The 17312-nt window shown below is 54.1% G+C and carries 19 protein-coding genes; 8 read left to right on the forward strand and 11 right to left on the reverse strand.

Annotated features, from left to right (window positions below):
* Positions 1-498: a 3-isopropylmalate dehydratase small subunit gene (locus tag IPI71_08440; protein ID QQR70676.1), complete on the forward strand. Its 498-nt coding sequence runs from the start codon at positions 1-3 to the stop codon at positions 496-498.
* The gene (locus tag IPI71_08445) at positions 477-1592 is read left to right on the forward strand and encodes a 3-isopropylmalate dehydrogenase (protein QQR70677.1); all 1116 of its coding nucleotides are present in this window, start codon (positions 477-479) and stop codon (positions 1590-1592) included. The genes IPI71_08440 and IPI71_08445 overlap by 22 nt, the downstream gene beginning before the upstream one ends.
* Here the strand turns inward: IPI71_08445 and IPI71_08450 are convergent.
* The 7 genes from IPI71_08450 to IPI71_08480 all read right to left on the reverse strand — a co-directional run bounded on the left by IPI71_08450 (position 1562) and on the right by IPI71_08480 (position 8963).
* Positions 1562-2038, reverse strand: coding sequence for a hypothetical protein (locus IPI71_08450; GenBank protein QQR70678.1), 477 nt, complete (start codon positions 2036-2038; stop codon positions 1562-1564). The two genes, IPI71_08445 and IPI71_08450, sit on opposite strands and share 31 nt — an antisense overlap.
* A gap of 110 nt (positions 2039-2148) precedes the next feature.
* On the reverse strand, positions 2149-3297 hold the full coding sequence (locus IPI71_08455) for an oxidoreductase (GenBank protein QQR70679.1): 1149 nt from the start codon (positions 3295-3297) through the stop codon (positions 2149-2151).
* The gene (locus tag IPI71_08460) at positions 3290-4306 is read right to left on the reverse strand and encodes an oxidoreductase (protein ID QQR70680.1); all 1017 of its coding nucleotides are present in this window, start codon (positions 4304-4306) and stop codon (positions 3290-3292) included. Before IPI71_08460 ends, IPI71_08455 begins: the two co-directional genes overlap by 8 nt.
* Positions 4287-5105, reverse strand: a complete 819-nt coding sequence (cfbC, locus tag IPI71_08465; GenBank protein ID QQR70681.1) for a Ni-sirohydrochlorin a,c-diamide reductive cyclase ATP-dependent reductase subunit — start codon at positions 5103-5105, stop codon at positions 4287-4289. The genes IPI71_08460 and cfbC overlap by 20 nt, the downstream gene beginning before the upstream one ends.
* Positions 5106-5271: 166 nt before the next feature.
* Positions 5272-6726 carry a TrkH family potassium uptake protein gene (locus IPI71_08470; protein QQR70682.1) on the reverse strand — a complete coding sequence of 485 codons (1455 nt, stop codon included), beginning with the start codon at positions 6724-6726 and terminating at the stop codon, positions 5272-5274.
* A gap of 56 nt (positions 6727-6782) precedes the next feature.
* Positions 6783-7739, reverse strand: coding sequence for a phosphoribulokinase (locus tag IPI71_08475; protein ID QQR71998.1), 957 nt, complete (start codon positions 7737-7739; stop codon positions 6783-6785).
* Positions 7740-7778: 39 nt separating this feature from the next.
* On the reverse strand, positions 7779-8963 hold the full coding sequence (locus IPI71_08480; protein ID QQR70683.1) for an FprA family A-type flavoprotein: 1185 nt from the start codon (positions 8961-8963) through the stop codon (positions 7779-7781).
* Positions 8964-9139: 176 nt separating this feature from the next.
* Between IPI71_08480 and IPI71_08485 the strand changes: the two genes are divergently transcribed.
* Positions 9140-9685 (forward strand): hypothetical protein, encoded by a 546-nt coding sequence (locus IPI71_08485; GenBank protein QQR70684.1) that lies wholly within the window; start codon positions 9140-9142, stop codon positions 9683-9685.
* Between the two features lie 29 nt (positions 9686-9714).
* Positions 9715-10791, forward strand: a complete 1077-nt coding sequence (locus IPI71_08490; protein QQR70685.1) for a GHMP kinase — start codon at positions 9715-9717, stop codon at positions 10789-10791.
* 19 nt (positions 10792-10810) lie between these two features.
* Here IPI71_08490 and IPI71_08495 read toward each other — a convergent pair whose 3' ends face one another.
* Entirely contained in the window at positions 10811-11488 is a 678-nt protein-coding gene (locus IPI71_08495) for a VTT domain-containing protein (protein QQR70686.1), read from the reverse strand.
* Positions 11489-11669: 181 nt separating this feature from the next.
* Between IPI71_08495 and IPI71_08500 the strand changes: the two genes are divergently transcribed.
* Together IPI71_08500 and hypE are read left to right on the forward strand one after the other, a co-directional pair.
* Positions 11670-12008: a hydrogenase maturation nickel metallochaperone HypA gene (locus IPI71_08500; protein QQR70687.1), complete on the forward strand. Its 339-nt coding sequence runs from the start codon at positions 11670-11672 to the stop codon at positions 12006-12008.
* A gap of 1 nt (position 12009) precedes the next feature.
* Positions 12010-13005, forward strand: coding sequence for a hydrogenase expression/formation protein HypE (gene hypE / locus IPI71_08505; protein QQR70688.1), 996 nt, complete (start codon positions 12010-12012; stop codon positions 13003-13005).
* Between the two features lie 7 nt (positions 13006-13012).
* Here hypE and IPI71_08510 read toward each other — a convergent pair whose 3' ends face one another.
* Genes IPI71_08510 through IPI71_08520 form a run of 3 tightly spaced genes read right to left on the reverse strand, consistent with a single transcriptional unit; the run spans position 13013 to position 15499 of the window.
* On the reverse strand, positions 13013-13582 hold the full coding sequence (locus IPI71_08510; protein ID QQR71999.1) for a DUF447 family protein: 570 nt from the start codon (positions 13580-13582) through the stop codon (positions 13013-13015).
* Positions 13570-14376 carry a triphosphoribosyl-dephospho-CoA synthase gene (locus IPI71_08515; GenBank protein ID QQR70689.1) on the reverse strand — a complete coding sequence of 269 codons (807 nt, stop codon included), beginning with the start codon at positions 14374-14376 and terminating at the stop codon, positions 13570-13572. Before IPI71_08515 ends, IPI71_08510 begins: the two co-directional genes overlap by 13 nt.
* The gene (locus tag IPI71_08520) at positions 14363-15499 is read right to left on the reverse strand and encodes a methanogenesis marker 9 domain-containing protein (GenBank protein ID QQR70690.1); all 1137 of its coding nucleotides are present in this window, start codon (positions 15497-15499) and stop codon (positions 14363-14365) included. The genes IPI71_08515 and IPI71_08520 overlap by 14 nt, the downstream gene beginning before the upstream one ends.
* Positions 15500-15707: 208 nt before the next feature.
* Between IPI71_08520 and cfbA the strand changes: the two genes are divergently transcribed.
* Together cfbA and cfbE are read left to right on the forward strand one after the other, a co-directional pair.
* Positions 15708-16109 (forward strand): sirohydrochlorin nickelochelatase, encoded by a 402-nt coding sequence (gene cfbA, locus IPI71_08525; GenBank protein QQR70691.1) that lies wholly within the window; start codon positions 15708-15710, stop codon positions 16107-16109.
* Positions 16110-16115: 6 nt separating this feature from the next.
* Positions 16116-17309 carry a coenzyme F430 synthase gene (gene cfbE, locus IPI71_08530; GenBank protein QQR70692.1) on the forward strand — a complete coding sequence of 398 codons (1194 nt, stop codon included), beginning with the start codon at positions 16116-16118 and terminating at the stop codon, positions 17307-17309.
* Positions 17310-17312: the final 3 nt, after the last annotated feature.

Here is a 17312-nt window from a genome sequence, read left to right on the forward strand (position 1 = left end):
ATGCGTGTATGGAAATTCGCCGACAACATCGATACGGACGCCATCATTCCCGGACGCTACCTTGTCCACAACGATCCCTCAGTCCTCGCCCGGCACGTATTTGAAGGAACCAGGGACGAATTTGCCCAAAAGGTTCGCAACGGTGATGTCATCGTGGCAGGCAGGAACTTCGGATGCGGATCATCGCGCGAACATGCACCGCTCGCGCTCACCGGGGCCGGGATCCGGGTCATTATCTCCAGGACGTTTGCGCGGATTTTTTACCGGAATGCCGTAAATGTTGGCATTCTCCCGCTCGTATGCGACAGGGCGGATGAGATCCCTGATGGTGCTTATATCACCTTTTATATCGAAAAAGGATATGTCGAGGTTGAAGGAAAGCATTACCCGATCGAGCCGGTTCCCGGATTCATGCAGGATATCATCAATGCCGGAGGTCTGGTGGCCTATGCCCAGGGACTCAAGGAGGTGAAGACATGTACCGGGTCGCAAGTATAGGTGGCGATGGAATCGGGCCTGAGATTATCGATGAAGGGAAAAAGGTCCTTGATGCTGCAGGAGAACGCTATACCTTTGATATTGAATGGCATGATTTCGGGATTGGGGCAGATCGGTACCTGAAGACCGGAGAACTGGTCACCGATGAGGAGCTCCGCGAGCTGGGGAGGTTCAGGGCCATCTATTTCGGAGCTATCGGTGATGAAAGAGTTGCCCCGGGCATCCTCGAAAAAGGTATCCTTCTCCGCATCCGTTTCCACTTCGACCAGTTCATCAACCTGCGGCCGATCAGGATGCTTGCGGGGACGACAACCCCACTGGCAGGGAAAGGTCCGGAGGATATAGACTTTGTCGTCGTCCGCGAGAACACCGAGGATTTTTACGTTGGTATCGGTTCACGGTTCAGGGGAGCACAGAAAGCATCTCTCTCCATCGAGCGTGAACTCTACCACGCAGAGTTCAACCTGGATATTGAGTCCGATGCCGATGAACTCGCTTACCAGATCGGCGTCATCAGCCGGGAAGGGGCTTCAAGGGCTATACGGTATGCATTCGAAATGGCCCGGAAGCGCAGGAAGAAACTCACTTCGGTCGACAAGGCAAATGTTCTCTCGGATATCTACGGACTCTGGAGGGAAGTTTTCTCTGAGCAGGCAAAAGGATATCCCGACATTACCACAGAATTCACCTTCGTCGATGCTGTCACCATGTGGTTTGTCAAGAATCCTGAGTGGTTCGATGTGGTGGTGACCCCAAACATGTTCGGTGATATCATCACAGACCTGGGAGCCATGATCCAGGGAGGGCTTGGTCTTGCCCCGGGAGGAAATATCAATCCGCAAGGTACATCGATGTTTGAGCCGATTCACGGATCCGCCCCAAAGTACAGAGGACTTGGAATCGCAAATCCGATGGCTACGATCTGGGCTGGATCCCTTCTCCTCGCCCACCTTGGGGAACACGAAGCTGCCGCCGGGGTCATCAGTGCACTCGAAACGGCGATTTCAGACGGGATCGTAACACGTGACATGGGAGGTACCGCGTCGACATCTGAAGTGGGAGATTACGTCTCACAAGCGATAAGGCTGAGCTGAGCAGGGGGATCGCGAGGAGAAATTCTCCTTTCGCCTTCACCGGCTGCCCGGGCAATGAAATCGGAAATACACCGGTCTTTTATCCTGGCAGGATTTACCCTGGGCGGGAGTGAGGCAACTGTCGCAGAGTGCTCCCGGCAGCTGATAACGGCCTGGAGGGCTTCCAGTGCGAGTGTGAAACGTTCTCCATTGAAGAGTTCGATATTAAGGGCTTTTCCCGATTTTGAAACCCGCGCACTCCCGACAACACCGCCGGTGTATGCCATCCAGTTCCACTTCAACTTCTCAACGTTTACAGCGAAGCCTGAGTGTACGGCCGAATTAAGGTCAAAGAGCCTGATACAGAGCCTGGTTCTGCAGATATGAAGCTCGAGGATATCCAGCGGAGCGCCATCCTCGCCCAGGACCGGCCGCCGGTTTAACTGGGCATACCCTGCATACTTCATGGATCTCTCTTCTCCTGAACCAATGTCAGAGTGGAGGGTATAAAAGGGTTCAATTCGCGCGGGGCGAAAGTGAATTCCTCTCCCGTTTCCTTCTCCCTGGCGATTCCTGGCTATCGGGGCACCAGCAGGGTCCTGTCCCGGACTGCATGGTCCATGCAAGCATTCAGGATAGCCTCCACCAGCCCAAGCTCTCCCTGAAGGCCGATCAATGGGCGGTCCAGGAGCCGTATTGTACCCCGCAGGGGATAGGTGAAGGGTACGAAAGGAGTACCGGGGCAAAACCTCTGCTCGAATGAGGACCCAATTACGAGATCCGGAGGATCACGGGTGAGGAGATCCTTCACAGAATCAAGGGATGACGCCTCGGATGTTTTGAATGAGGTACTCCGGGGCCGGTTGCGCGAGCCAAGAACGGTAACGGTCGCATCCAGGTATCGCTCGAGAACTCGGCATGCATATTCCGCGTAGGAAAATTCACCGAAAACTGCGGCGGAAGGCGGATCGAAGCGCCTCAGGAACCGGTTGGCCGCCTGGGTTATCCGGTTTTCTGCAGTAATTGCTTCACGCTGGAGCGCCTCCGGGTAATCCCCGCAGAAAAGCTCGGAGATAGCAGACACGGTCTCAAGGGTGCGGTCGATGCCAAGAAGGTTGCCGGCACAATCCCCCCAGGGACCGATGAGATCGGGGTTCGTTGAGATGGTGCGGGCGGCGGCATGTCCAAGTTCCTCAAGCCTGCAGGAGGCAAAGACAGATGCGACAGGGATTCCGGCAAGGGCAAGGATCCTCTTAGCCTCGATGACGTTTCCTCGCGCGAAGGGATCAAGCAGGCTGATGCCGTCCAGGTTGACTCCATTGAACCCAGGATCGATAGTTACCGGAAGCGCTTCACAGGCAAGGCGGTAACCGTTCTCATAGGTTCCAAGAAAACCAGGGCTGTCGATGACCAGGACATCTTCGCATCCGGGCAATTCTGTGATGTCTTCGCCAATTATTGCAGGTGTGCAGGTGTTAACGACCGCCAGGCGGGTGTACCGGTCCTGGAGATCCCTGACCAGGGTTTTAAGGCGTTCCACTGCACCAAAGATGATGTCCTGTTCGATGAGGAATGTGCAGTGGAGATCGCGGTGAAGAACAGTTGCCGGGTAATAATAGCATCCACTTGACCCATGAATGATAATCCCCATGCCCTCGATTCCTGCCATGCAGGAGACCGCGCCGGTCATCGCGCAGGGCCAGAGCGAGTTGAAGCACTTATGCAATGCGCATCCTCCTCCACCTGTGGAGCAGCCGTGCGAGGCCCGCAGTCCCGACAGGCAGCGGATCCGGAATTACGACTGGGAACCCGTGGGAGCCGGTGCGGAGATCTAACCGATCAACCACTTCTTCGGCAAGCGGTTGAGCAGAAGGCGGTAATGGCTGGAATGAGACACTGGCTCCTTTCAGTATGCGGAAGGAATCGATCAGTCGATCCTGGTTTTTTTTCTCCTCCTTTAGCGCTGGACGCGGGTCGATGCCAAGTTCTTTTCCAACCTGTTCCAGGAACCGGAGCGTCCCATCGAACCCTACCGGAAAAGAATGGATGCAGGGGGTACCGAACCGGTGGCGGAATCTCTCTCCGATGGATTCGAGCGACGTATCGCGAAGTATATTAAGTGACCCCGATCCCAGGGACCTGAGATCTTCTGAAGAGACATCCCGGACAAACCGGAGCCTGACCCGTGCACCGAGAAGCGCGAGGAGGCGGGAAATCTCGCGATGGTGTGCATCGGCCTCGTATTCCAGGTTCTTCTCTCCGATCAGGGTGACTGTTCCGTCCGGAGCCCGGTCATCGCTGCTGAGTGTGGAAAGGGCAAGCAGGGCCTGTTCGACACCATCTGTAAATCCACCTCCGAGAAAGCCTCCGGTGGGAACGACAATGATGTCAGGGACTGCCGAGCTGGCACAAACGGCCCGGACATCATCCCCGATGGCGGCCGAGACGCAGGAAGAGAGGACACAGATGATTCCAGGGTTGCGGGCGGCGGCGCTCTTGATGATCCCTTCAAGGGCTTCTTCACCGCCGAAAATAACCTCGGACTCGGTGAGGGAGCTCGAGAGGATTATCGGGAAAAACGAGAGGTCGTGATCGATCTGGAGGGCGTGGATAAGTGACGTGGTGTGGTGCACACAGCCGTCCGGCCCGTGTATGACAGTAATGCCATCCGTCACGGCCATGGTGACCGAGAGTGCCCCGGTGAGTGTGCATCCTTCAGTTCGTAATGAATTCATATGCAAGGGATTCCAGATCCTCCATTTCCATCGGTTCGGGAATATCAAGGCGGGTATTTTTCATGATATTTGCGGCAAGTTGACGGTATACCGCTGCCTGGGAGGATCCGGGATCGTATTCGATGACCGTTTTCTTGTTGAGCTCCGCACGCTGTACGACCGGGCTTCGAGGAACAAACTGGATCAGGGAGCTCCCAATCCGTTCGGCAAAAAGGGAGACGAGATCTTCTTCGGCCTCAAGATTTTTACCGTTCCCGATAACTCCTCCGAGCCGGCAGATTCCCCGTGAGCGGCTGGAAAGCCTCTTGATCGCCTTGCATATATTGTTTGCAGCATATAGAGACATGAGCTCGCCGGAGGTCACCAGGTAGATTTCCTGGGCATAACCCTCCCGCATGGGCATGGCGAACCCACCGCATACGACATCGCCGAGAACATCATAGACAATAACATCCCCGTGGAGAGCGCCAAGCCGCTCAAGGATCTGGAAGGTCGCGATGATTCCCCGTCCGGCGCACCCAACACCCGGTTCAGGCCCTCCTGCCTCAACACACCGTACATTGCCGTAACCGGTAAAGACCACATCTTCCAGGGAAATGGAGCGATCCCCGCGTTCCCTGACCTGGTCCATGACCGTGGGAATCAGGCGCCCCCTCATGAGCATCCTCGTGCTATCCCGCTTTGGATCACAGCCGATCTGGAGGATATCAAGGCCCATGTCGGAAAGTGCGGCAGAAATATTTGCCGAAGTGGTGGATTTCCCGATACCCCCCTTCCCATACAGGGCTATCTGTTTCATTACCAGATATTTGACGGGAAATAATATATGCTATTCTGATGTTTACCCAAATTTAGTTGGTATTGCCGGAAACCAATGAAAAAAAAAGAACCGGTACAACTTCTAAATCTGGCAAACAAGTTTTCCCTGGACAGGTTTTGCCACAAGTCCGGGCACCCCCGGTGCATCAGGAGCCCTTGAATATTCCCATGAAGAGCACGATTACCGGGATGACCTCAAGCCTGCCGATCCACATCACCAGGATAAAAACCCATTTCGATACAACCGGTATTTCGGGTGAGATGTAACCGGCGGAGATACCACAGCAGGAAAGCCCGGAGACCACATCAAACACCAGATTCGAGACTTCCAGCGAAAGCATGTGAAACTGGAGGATGACCATCGTTGCGATAAAGACGGTTAGTACCGAGAGGATGATCACCAGCATACTCTTTGAGATCTCAGGTTCGGCAATCCGTTCCGAAATTTTCTCTCCACCGTAGGTGAACGGGACAAGGACCTTGGCCCTGACAAAAATACGCTTGAACCACCATGCCATTCCCCGAAATCCTATCGCTATCCGGGAAAGCTTCACTCCGCCTGCCGTGCTTTCCGATGAACCCCCTATGAAAACCATTACGGTAAGAAGGACGATCGTAACACCAGGGAAGAGGCTCAGGTTCGCATTCTGGTATCCCGTGGTGCTTATTGCCGCTGCGGACATGAAGAGACCCTGGCGAACGGCATCGCCAAAGGAAACACCGAGCATGAAGGTGAGATCCGCGGTAACGATTGCCGCACCAGTGGCGAGGAAGACAAATAGGAGTTTGACTTGCTCGTTACCGGAAAAAGAGAGCTTCTGCTTGCGGTAGGAAATGTAGTAAAGGGTGAATGGAGTAGAGCCAAGAAGCATAACCGGGATCAGCAGGTATTCGAGGAGCGGATTTCCGTAAGTTTGTATTCCCCCCTCGATAGGAATGAATCCCCCGGTTGATATGGTTGAAAGCGAGAGGGTTATGGCATCATAGAGAGGAATTCCCGATATCAGGATTATCCCGATTCCAACAAGCGTGAGGAAGATATACACGGCCCAGATGTCTTTTCCGGTATTGATAACCGATGGCAGGATCCGTTCACTCCTGCTGTCCGCCCGGAAAAGCGATGATTGTACCAGGCCGCTTCTTGCAGCCATGGTGATTGAGAGGGCGATCACCCCAATTCCCCCAACCCACTGCATGTAAGTTCTCCAGAAGAGTAGGGTCTCGGGAATACCGGAAATCGAGGGAAACAGGGAAAACCCTGTCCCGGTCCAGCCTGCCATGCACTCAAAAAGTGCATCGGTAAACGATAGTTTAAGGACCAGGATAAACGGGATGGTGCTTACCAGCGCGAAGGCAAGCCACACCAGCGCGACCGAACACATGGCTGACGAGAGTCTGATTTCTTCCTTTTTCCGGGGGATTCGGGCAAGGAGCGTACCCAGGATGAAGAGTATAATTGGTACCAGGGCTGTGGGAAGGATCAGTGAGAATTCCCTGAATACAAGAGCGATGACCAGGGGAACCCCCGTAAGCGGACTGATGAAGGCCAGCATCCCTCCCAGCTCGGCAAGCACGGTGGAAAAGTATGAGATCCTGCCCATTATAACAAAGTAATCTTTTTTAATGATTACCTTTCCGCAGTCAGGGATACAGATAATCAAGCGGGAGAAAGGATGTCACGAATTACTCTCCAGCAAAAGATGAGCTGGGTGACCTCTGATGGAGTGAGGAATCTTCGGCCATCGTATACCGTGGCCGGATCGACCCCGGTCTCACTCTCGAGGGACCGGAAGAACGGGATGAGGAACTGTTGATCGAATTCACCATCGATGGTGAATGCAGCAGTCACCGTCCCGCCCCGGATCTTATCCTTGTATTCCAGAGAAAAAGCCCGGGTGCCGACCGTGGGGAGCAGGGGGAGATTTATGGAAAGACAGGGGTCGTCACCCGGTTCCGCAGCTGGGGCCTGGAGGAGCGTTATCCGGTATATATTCCTGGTCCAGCCGAGATCGCGCCCGAACCGTGAGAAGCCGATTTGGATAACTGCATCGGCATATTCCCGCTGAGGTGCGATATAGCGGGAATAATCGGCCTGCCTTCTCCGGATCTCATCCATGACCTCCTGCTCGGAATACCCCCGCTTGTCGACATCTCGTTTGACCTTCCATTCTCTCTTGACATCCGGTGCAGGATCAACGTAGAGGGAAAAGTCAACGAGCCTGCGAAGGCGTGGGGTAAACAGCGTGTGGAGGCCCTCGAGGATAAGAATCTTCGGGGGTGAAAATTCAACCGGGCCTTCCAGTTTCCCGGTCTTGTGGTTGTAAACCTTTTTCATGACGGGCGTTCCGGCTTTCAGCAGGCGCAGATCCTGCTCAAGCCCTTCCAGATTGTTTGCTTCCGGAGCAAGCGGTGTGATGTTGCGTATGCGACGCTCTTCGCGGTCAAGGCAGTGGTAATCATCGAGGGTGATCGTGGAGACCAGGCGATCGCCAAAGAGATTCCGGAGTGTTGCGGTGAAAGTTGACTTACCCGATCCGCTGTCACCGGCGACACCAATAACGTACATACCGGCCTTTGCCGCACATGATTCGTGAAATGGGGGGCGCTCTTCCATACCGGTCATCGGGAAGGTTGGGGAACCAATCGCTGGTATCTATGATGCTGAAATCTGCTTGTGTTTTGTTGCGATGGTGTCAGCAAGGGCTTCAAGGTCCCGGAGACATTCGGAGTCTGGCGCTCCTTTTACATAGACAGGCTCCAGCATCTCTGCAGTGAGCCGGAGGAGCATTCCCTTGAGAATATCCACCGTGTTTCCTCCCCATCCGTAAGATCCAATGACTGCTGCGAACCGGGTCTTTGGACGGAGGAGGTTTGTAATATAGGCCGCATTCGCCACCAGCGGATGAGGGCCAAACAGCATGGTTGGAGTCCCGATCACCACGGTAGCAGCGTCAACGAGCGACATGGCGATGTCACCAAGATCTGATGCCACCAGGTTGAACACCCTGACCGTTATGGCCCGATCGAGCAGTGCGTCGGTCAGATGAGTAACCATCTTTTCCGTGCTTCCATGCATACTCACATAGATGATGACCACTTCGTTCCTGACGTTATCCGATGTCCATTCCCGGTACGCATCCAGTATAGTATCGGGCGAACGGTAGAGTGGCCCATGGCTGGGGGCGATAATCCGGATATCGTATGAGGAGAGTCGCGCCAGGTGTTCTCTGATGATTGATCGAAACGGCATCATGATCTCGGCATAGTACCGCTTGGCCAAAGGATAGATATCCCGGACGTCGCTTATGAACAGGTCACTTGTTGCAAGGTGAGACCCGAAGAGATCGCAGGAGAAGAGTATGCGGTCCTCCCGCAGGTAGGTGAGCATGGTTTCCGGCCAGTGCACCCAGGGTGCCATGATGAATTCGAGGGTTTTATCACCAAGGGAAATCGTATCGCCGTCCTTCACCACCATGCAGCGCTCGGGAGCTATTCCCAGCAGACTCACCACGAGATCGCGGCACTTCTCACTCACCACGATCTGTGCCCCGGGGAAGAGCTCAGCAGCCATGGGCAGGGACCCCGAGTGGTCCTGTTCAGCATGATTGACGATGATGTAGTCGACTGATTCGACTCCTGCTTTGACCAGGTTGGAGACAAGCTCATATTCCTTTGGTGGATCGACGGTGTCGATCAGCGCTTTCTTCTCGCTACCTGAGACCAGGAACGCATTGTAACTGGTTCCTTCCGGAAGCGGGATCAGTGCATCAAAAAGGCGTCGATCCCAGTCAATTGCACCGATCCAGGAGACACCAGGGATTACTTCTCGTATAGCCATCGTGGTTCAACCTCTTTTATCCCCCGGAACCGGTTCACAAGAGGGTCATAAACTCCTGCCAATCCGGGCGGGGACATTCCGAATAACGGTGCTCATCTATGCAGATAACCGTTTCTATCAGGCCCTGCCTTCCGGACTGGCATACTATTTTCCGATCTGCCGGTTCATGTTTCGCCATGAACGGCGAAGATAATGGTCTCATGGCCGCTCTCACGCTCATGGCCCTCTCGGCCCGGACAGCCCCGAAAGGAAAAGGGAAGGATTCAATCGTGACCAGAATTATCCTCAAAGAAGAGCTTCCCGCTCTCGCAGCCAGGATGAAGGCGTTTGGAGAAGAGTATCATCTCAGTCTCTTCATAAGGGATGCCGGAAATGTTGCAGCATCGGCAGCCTGTCTTGTCGTTGGCGTCAGGGGACAGGAAACCCTTGGAATAGACTGCCAGGGCTGCGGGTACCCGTCCTGCAGCGCCATGTCAGAAGCCTGCAGGGAGAGGGAAGTAACCGGTTCTCCGTTTGCTGGCCCAAACTGTATCATGAAGATCACAGATTTGGGGATTGCCATCGGTTCTGCGGTAAAAACAGCGTCGATGCACAACCTCGACAACAGGATCATGTATTCCGCCGGGGTGGCTGCCCGGTTGTCCGGGCTGGTCCCGGAGTGCTCTGTCGCCTACGGAATCCCGGTCAGTGCGACCGGTAAGAACATTTATTTTGACCGTTGATCCTAGGTCAGAAACGGAAGTGCCCTGTTATGGCTGTCATGAAGATAAGGGGAGGCGACCTCGACCTCGTTGAGTACGAGTTCTCCCCATTCAAACCAGGTGAGCAGATCAAGACGCTCGGCTTGCAGAAGACATATCCCCTCGCTCCGCGTGAGGGTCGCGTCACGGTTCGTTCGCCTGCCCGGATCCACCTCACCGTGCTTGATATGAACCGGTTTGCCCCTGCCCGCCCCGGAGGTGGCGGGATAGGTTTTGCCATCCAGCTCTACTGCAGTGTCGAAGTTGAATGCCGGCCTTCAGGCATTGAGATAGACTATTCCCGTCCGGCTCTCATACGACATTTTGTGGAGGTTTTCAGGACCGTAACAGGGTACGAAGGGGGATTCTCCATCCGTGCACAGGACCACCACCACCAGCACGTGGGATTGGGTTCGACGAGCACCATCTTGATCTCCCTTGCCCATGCCCTTAACTATGCTGTAGGCTCACCGCTCTCCGCAGACCAGCTCAGAAAGATTATCGGGAATAATTACATCGAAGAGACCGCCGATGGCAACGTCGCATTCGGGTTCGAGACCGGTGTCGGCCCTGCAGTAAGCACCTATGGTGGGATGGCAATACTTGGCGATGAGCTAACTCTCGCCTACCACCATCCGTTCGCCGAGGGAAAGAATGTGTTCATCGTGATCCCCCCTAGCGATATCTCATCAGCAGGGACAAAGGAGTTCGATCTCCTCATGAATCGTGCCCGGGTTCTTGATTACCGAGATCGTGAACTGAAGACCTATTTCGTGTTGATGGATCTCATCCCTGCGATCGAGGAGGGTAATCTGAAAAAGATGGGTTCGGTCATCTGGGAGATAGAGTTCCGAGGATCGAAGCGGGCGGAGGTGGAGCACCATTCCTTCGAGATTTATCATTACATGAGCAGACTCAGGGAGGCAGGCCTCGAATTCGTGGGAATGAGTTCGGTCGGTCCTTCCATCTCCATCATCACCGAAAAAGACCGTGCATTCGTAGAGAAGATCGTCCGGGATATCGGTCTTTCCATCGCCATTGAGACGAAGGTGGACAATAACGGATTGTCTATCACCCACACATGTTGATGTTCAGGATGGATCTGATTCATTCCAGCCGCATTCTCTTTTTTCGAGTTCTCACGTAGCCCCTGACCAATACCCCGGCCATGGCAAGAACAGTAACCAGGATCAGAACTCCCATACCATAGATGAACCAGATGATGTGATCCCGGATGAATGGGTGGGTTCCAAAAAGGAACCCGATCGAGGTGATGGTCACTGACCATGCTGCGGCGGAAAGAATATTGAAGACCATGAATGTGCGCCAATCCATGGCCCCAACCCCCGCAAGGAAAGGTCCAAACGTCCTGATGATCGGGATGAACCGGACGATGAAAATAGTCTTTGCACCAAAACGCTGAAAATACCTGCTTGTCCGCTCAAGATATTCTCCCTTAACGAGTTCTGGGAACTTATCCTTCAATACCCGTATCCCCATGCGATGTCCGATCCAGTAATTGAGACAATCGCCTGAAACAGCCGCAAGGAAAAAAAAGAGGAAGAGCCACGGAAGAGACAATAACCCTGCTGCGGCACTTGCACCTGCGATGAAGAGCAGGGAATCCCCGGGCAGGAACGGGGTGACGACGAGCCCCGTCTCACAGGTGATGATGGCAAGGAGGATCGCATAGGTCCAGAATCCATAGGTATCGATGAGGAGCGGGAAGTTCTGGTCGATATGCGTGATGAATTCCCATACTCCTGGCCACATTGCTCGTACCATCTATGCCCGTGATATATCAATAATTCCCAGGCTCCTGCAGGCTCCAAAGCGATGATTTATTGCAGATCCTGCCCAATTTATTGATAATTGCTGTTGTACCGAAACGTTACCCGCGGACAGGCAGGAACCATGCCGAAGGGCAGTATCTGAAAGATGAACGAACGATCGGAACAGGAACTACATGCACGAATTTGCAATTGCGTACGACATCTATGCGACCGCACGGCGGGCTGCCCTTGATAACCATGCAAAACAGGTGAGTGCCGTCTGCGTGGACATCGGTGAGATGTCTATGATCAACCCCGAGCAGGTCCGGTTTCTCTTTGAAACGCTCATCGAGGATGATCCCCTGGTAAAAGGGGCAAAACTTAAGTGTAATGTTGTTGTGCCCGAGACCCGGTGCAGTTGCGGATACACCGGGAACGAGTGCTTCATCTGCCCCCGGTGTGGAGCCCTCCCTGAAATGGTCAAAGGCAGGGAGATCGTTGTCAGGCATGTTGAGATCGAGGTGGACGACTGAGATGAAAGTAAACCTGATGCATGGTGCAGGGGGCGAGGTCATGGGGGAGCTCCTGGAAGTCCTCACCCGGCTGGAACACAGGAATGCCGGGGGGATAGGTCTCGAAGCACTGGATGATGGGGCTGTCATCCCGGTAAATGGCACAAATATTGTATTCACCACCGATTCCCACGTGGTCAGACCTATTTTTTTTCCTGGGGGGGATATAGGCAGGATCTCCATCTGCGGTACAGTAAACGATCTGGCCATGATGGGGGGCCGTCCGATAGCTCTTTCCTGTGGGATGATTATCGAGGAGGGATTCCTCATCGAAGACCTGGAGCGGATTGTCCGGTCCATGGACCAGGCCCTTGGTGAATGCGGGGCAAACCTGGTCACCGGCGATACGAAAGTGCTGGAGCGTGGTGCGCTCGATGGTATTGCCATCAATACCGCGGGAATCGGGGTTGCGGATACCATAGTCAGGGATTCGGGCCTGCAGGAAGGGGACATCATAATTGTCAGCGGCACACTTGGGGACCACGGGATCGCCATCATGGCGGAGCGTGCCGACCTCAAATTTGGCGAGCAGATAGTATCCGATGTCGCCCCACTCTGGAGCCTCGTTGAAGGTGCATGCGCTGCAGGTACCATCCATGCCATGAAAGACCCGACACGGGGTGGATTTGCAAGCGCGATCAACGAGATGGCCAAAAAGAGCGGTGTCTCGATCAGGATAAACGAGGATGCGATTCCTATCCGCCGCAGTGTCCGGAATGCAGCCTCGATGCTCGGCATCGATCCACTTCAGGTGGCAAACGAAGGAAAGGTCATCATGGGGGTGCCCGGAGAGGAGGCAGAGGAAATCCTTGAAGCAGTCCGGAACCATCACTATGGACGTGATGCGGCAATCATCGGGAGGGTTGTGCCGGGCGCTCACGTGATTATGGAGACATCAATCGGTGGTGAACGATTCATCGAGCCTCCGGTGGGAGACCCGGTTCCCAGGGTCTGTTGAAAATCCATTACGATTTTTCAGGGAATCCAAGATATCCAAGAAGAAGATCCAGAGCTTCACGTTCGCGTTCGCCCCCGCATCGTTGTACGAGACGGGCATGGTGCCTGATCAGGCGGTGAAGGTCTTCATCGGGTGACCTGATGATCCTGGTCGCATGTACTGTCGCCTCTATGATGCTGTTAAATCCGCGGTTGACCGGATGAATTAACGGCTGTATAACCTCCTGGCGAAGAAGCGAGAGCTTCACCATCAGGGCATCGCTCGTCTTCTGCTTGACGGACGTTGAATAAGCTGCCCAGGCCTCTGCGCCTTTCAGCCTCTGCACGGCTATGCCCCCGGCGTTTTCATCGACAAAAAAATCTGGTGGAAGATCTTCAAATGCGGTCCGGACATAAAGTACCGGATCAAAAATGAAATTGGCCACCATCCAGCCGTATTTTTCGATTCGCCTGGCTGTATGGCTGCCCCGGTACACTACCATCCTGACTTCACCGTGGCGACAGATGATGCCCATCGGTGCTGCATTCTGGTATGTTGTGGCAATCACCTCGTTGATGCCATCTCTCAGCAGTCCCAGGTCCATCCTTCTCTCAGAGCGATATAGAGAGCGGCAATCATAATATCTGCGATGGATCCGGGGTTGATACCGGCATCGATGCATTCCTGGTCAAAGGCGACCAGGTCACGCAATCCATTCCTGACATCCTGCGCCTTCTGCATTACCTTCCATGCGGCATCTTTCCCATGTTTCTTGATAATGAATGTATCAGGTTCGGTTGCAAGAAGATCGAGAAAGGTCTGCACGATGGAGGAACGGCCACAGCCATGTGCTTTCAGGAGGTCCGCTCCCCTGCGTGTCAGCTGAAATCCATTAATCCATTCCCGCGCCACCATATCATTCTTCGCCGAATAGAGCATGATATCAAAAAGGGTCATCCCCCGCTGCCGGATGGTATCGCAAGCATGTGGATCGGTGACGTCAAGGTCATCTCCTGGAATAACCCGTACTTTAGTCTTCCCGAACGCCTTGTAGAAAAGTACCGCATCTTCCACGGTAGTTTCTTTCACAACCCTATCCGCTCCTGGAATGTCACCCCCCGCGACCAGAGGCATCAGGAGAATGAATGCACCAAAATGAGTATTTCCCCCGGAATGCACGTTGGTGCGCTCAACTGCATCGAGGATGAGGGATCCTATCCCACCCTCGCCCCGCTCGGCACGATCAAGAGCCGGTCGGACCAGGATGGTTGATGCCAGGAAATGTTCGAGTCTCGTTGCTTGGTAATCATGGCACCGGTCAACGTTTCCCGGTTTCGGAAATGCACAGACTTCCAGCATCATTGCAAGCTGGGCTTGTTCAGCATGGGTCATTTCCGCACCGGAATAGTCGTTCCATCAGCGTGCTGGCAAGTTCACGTTTCAGGCGCATATACTCCTGGTTCGATACGCCTGCCTGGCGGAGCGTAAGGTCACGGAACATGCAGGGTGAGCTGTCCTTGCAGCACCATGAAAGGCTGCCGAAGCAGGTTTGTTTTCCTTCTTCGAGTTTTGTTCCTTTCACCGCATCCATCTTAATAGCCACGTACTCCTCGCGAGTTAAACCTGCCCGTTCAAGGGTGGAGATAAGTGGGCAATTCTTGATTGGCATGCAGCAGAATGTCAGAGCACGAAGATCGCCGCCCCTGCACAGCTGCTTTGGGGAATTATACCACCCGTGTTCATCGGCATACCGGGTAATTGCTGCGTCGAGCCCCGCCAGAGTCCGGTCATCGGATTTCCGCGCGAGAGAGACCATGTCCGCTCCATGAGAGAGCATCTCTTTCATCCGCTCGAAGGTAACTATGGAATTGTTTGCGATCAAGAAGAGTGGACAGCTGTTCCGAATCTGGCGTATTTTCTGGTATCCGAAATCCATGAGATCCACATGGAGTATGTCTGCACCGGCATGCCACAGGTCAGCGGCAAGGATCCGGTCATCCCGGTGCACACCAGCCCGGATCTTTACCGAGACGGTGACATTCTCCTGCTTGAGCACTTTCACGGTCTCAACAAGCGCCTCCGGGTTATGCAGGAGATATTCTCCACACCCTGCCTGCACCATCGGCTCCTGGCGGCAATGTGCATCGATCTCGTAAATGACCCTGGTTCCGAACTCCCTGGCGACAGCCTGGTATGACTCCGGTTTCCCCCCCCTCAGGTTTATGCCGCAGACCACGTCAGTCTCCTCCATCAACGTTACCTGGCGCGCGATCTCGGCGATAGGGTCATCTGTAAGAAATTCTTTTCTCCCCTGGCTGACCATTTCCCGTGATGCCCGTGTAGCGGGTTCATCGATCGAGTAACCGCCGATGAATGCAGCCCCGACATGGGCTTTCCGGGCCGCAACATATTCGGCATCAACCCAGCCGGCCATTGAGGCGATTGCAACAGGAGTCCGGACTACCCTGTTGTTCAGTACGATACCAAACCGCTCAAAATATTCTGCGTTATCCATAAATTACCCGTATCCGTTCTCCGGGATTACACGGAATTGCTAATATTATACATTGTGAGAGCATATAAATCGTTGGAATACCCTTCCATTCGTCCTTGACGAGATGTCGCGATACTTCAAATCGTCGCATTATCCGGATCCGGGAGTGAGGTGCAGGAGTGGATAATTTGGTAACCGTTTTACCTTTTCCCGTATTACATGGTACTATATGAGCAAGAAAGGTATCTTACTCGTTGGTCATGGGAGCAAACTCCCTTTCAATAAGGAGCTTGTCGAAGAAACTGCATCCCTCATTTCCAGGAGGTATCCGGATTTTATTGTAAAATGCGGTTTCATGAATATGAACAGTCCCTCCATAGAAGAGTCAATGAAAGAATTCAGGTCCGAATCCATCGATGTTCTGGTGGTTGTTCCCCTCTTCCTGGCCAAGGGGGTCCATATCCTCAAGGATATTCCTGCAATTATCGGCCTTCCTGAGGGCGATAATAAGGGTAGTTTCGGACTGAAAGAGAGAATAATCCCGCTTCTCTATGCTGACCCAATCGGTAGTGATCCGCTCCTTGCCGATCTCATGGTGAAGAATGCCGAGCGGGCTCTCTCAACGCTCTAACCCTTCATGAGGCTCCTTGTCCTTGACACAATCCACGGAGGAAGAGATCTAGCAGGATACCTCCGCGAACAGGGCCATTTTGTGGATGCTGTCGATGTGTACAGAAAGGGCAGTGTCGTTGATACGGAGACCGCCCTGCAACGGGAGTATGACCTGGTGATCGCTCCCGTCCACCTCCAGCCCCGGCATCCCCTGCTCAGGAAACTCACCATACCCGTCATATCCCATCACCAGGCCGTTCGCTGGATCCTCGGGAATAACGTGCCATCACCAATGGTGGAACTTACCGGTAGACGGGGCAAGACCACCACGGCAAGCGCACTTGCCGGACTGATGGAGGGCCCCGGCATCCTGAATACGTCAGCAGGAATGATCCGGTATCCCGAAAAACAAAAGATTGGGCCGGGAAGTATCACCCCTGCGGCGATCGTTTCTGCAGCACGGGAAGCCCGGCGTATCGGAGGCTGGCTGGTTGCTGAAGTCTCGCTCGGTTTCATCGGATCAGGGGACCTGGGGATTCTCACCTCTCCGGATGATTACCTGGTTGCAGGGAATACCCGTTCTGCATTCCAGGAAAAGGTCCGCTCCGGACTTGGGATGGCCACGCTTCTGACCGCCCCGGGAATCAGCATTCCCGGCGCGTTTTCCTGCACAGATATAGTAACAGTCGATGGGGATTCGGTTTCCTGCCCGGACCGGCGGGATTCCGGGTGCTTCAGAAACCGGCTCCTCTCTCTTGATGCTTACCGGACTCCGCTTATGCTTGCCGCTGCCGCAGGATGCCTTCTCTCCTGGGACATTTCACGACTTTCGTCATTCGAGGCTATTCCGGGCCGCATGTCCTCATCATGGGAAGGAGATGTTTTTATGGTCGATAATTCAAATTCCGGTACCAATGCCGAAGGTGCCTGTGCAGCAGCGGCATATGCCCGTATGACCTGCGGCGATGTACCCCTCGTCCTTGTGATCGGCAAGGAAGAGGGGGCGGTCTGTGAAGGATTCCCTGAAGCAGACGTAGAAACAGCGATTCATGAGATCAAGCCACAGCACGCAATTGTTGTCGGGGAATCATACGACCGGATTGCAGTTCCGGAGGAAACCACCCTGTACCGGGCCCGAACCCTTGCGGAGGCACTGGATAAGGCACGCATGAGTGCATCCCACAGGTGTATTGTACTCGCGGTAAAATGCTGGAGATAAGTT

The organism is Methanolinea sp., from assembly GCA_016699325.1.
In the GTDB taxonomy this organism is placed as follows: domain Archaea; phylum Halobacteriota; class Methanomicrobia; order Methanomicrobiales; family Methanospirillaceae; genus UBA9949.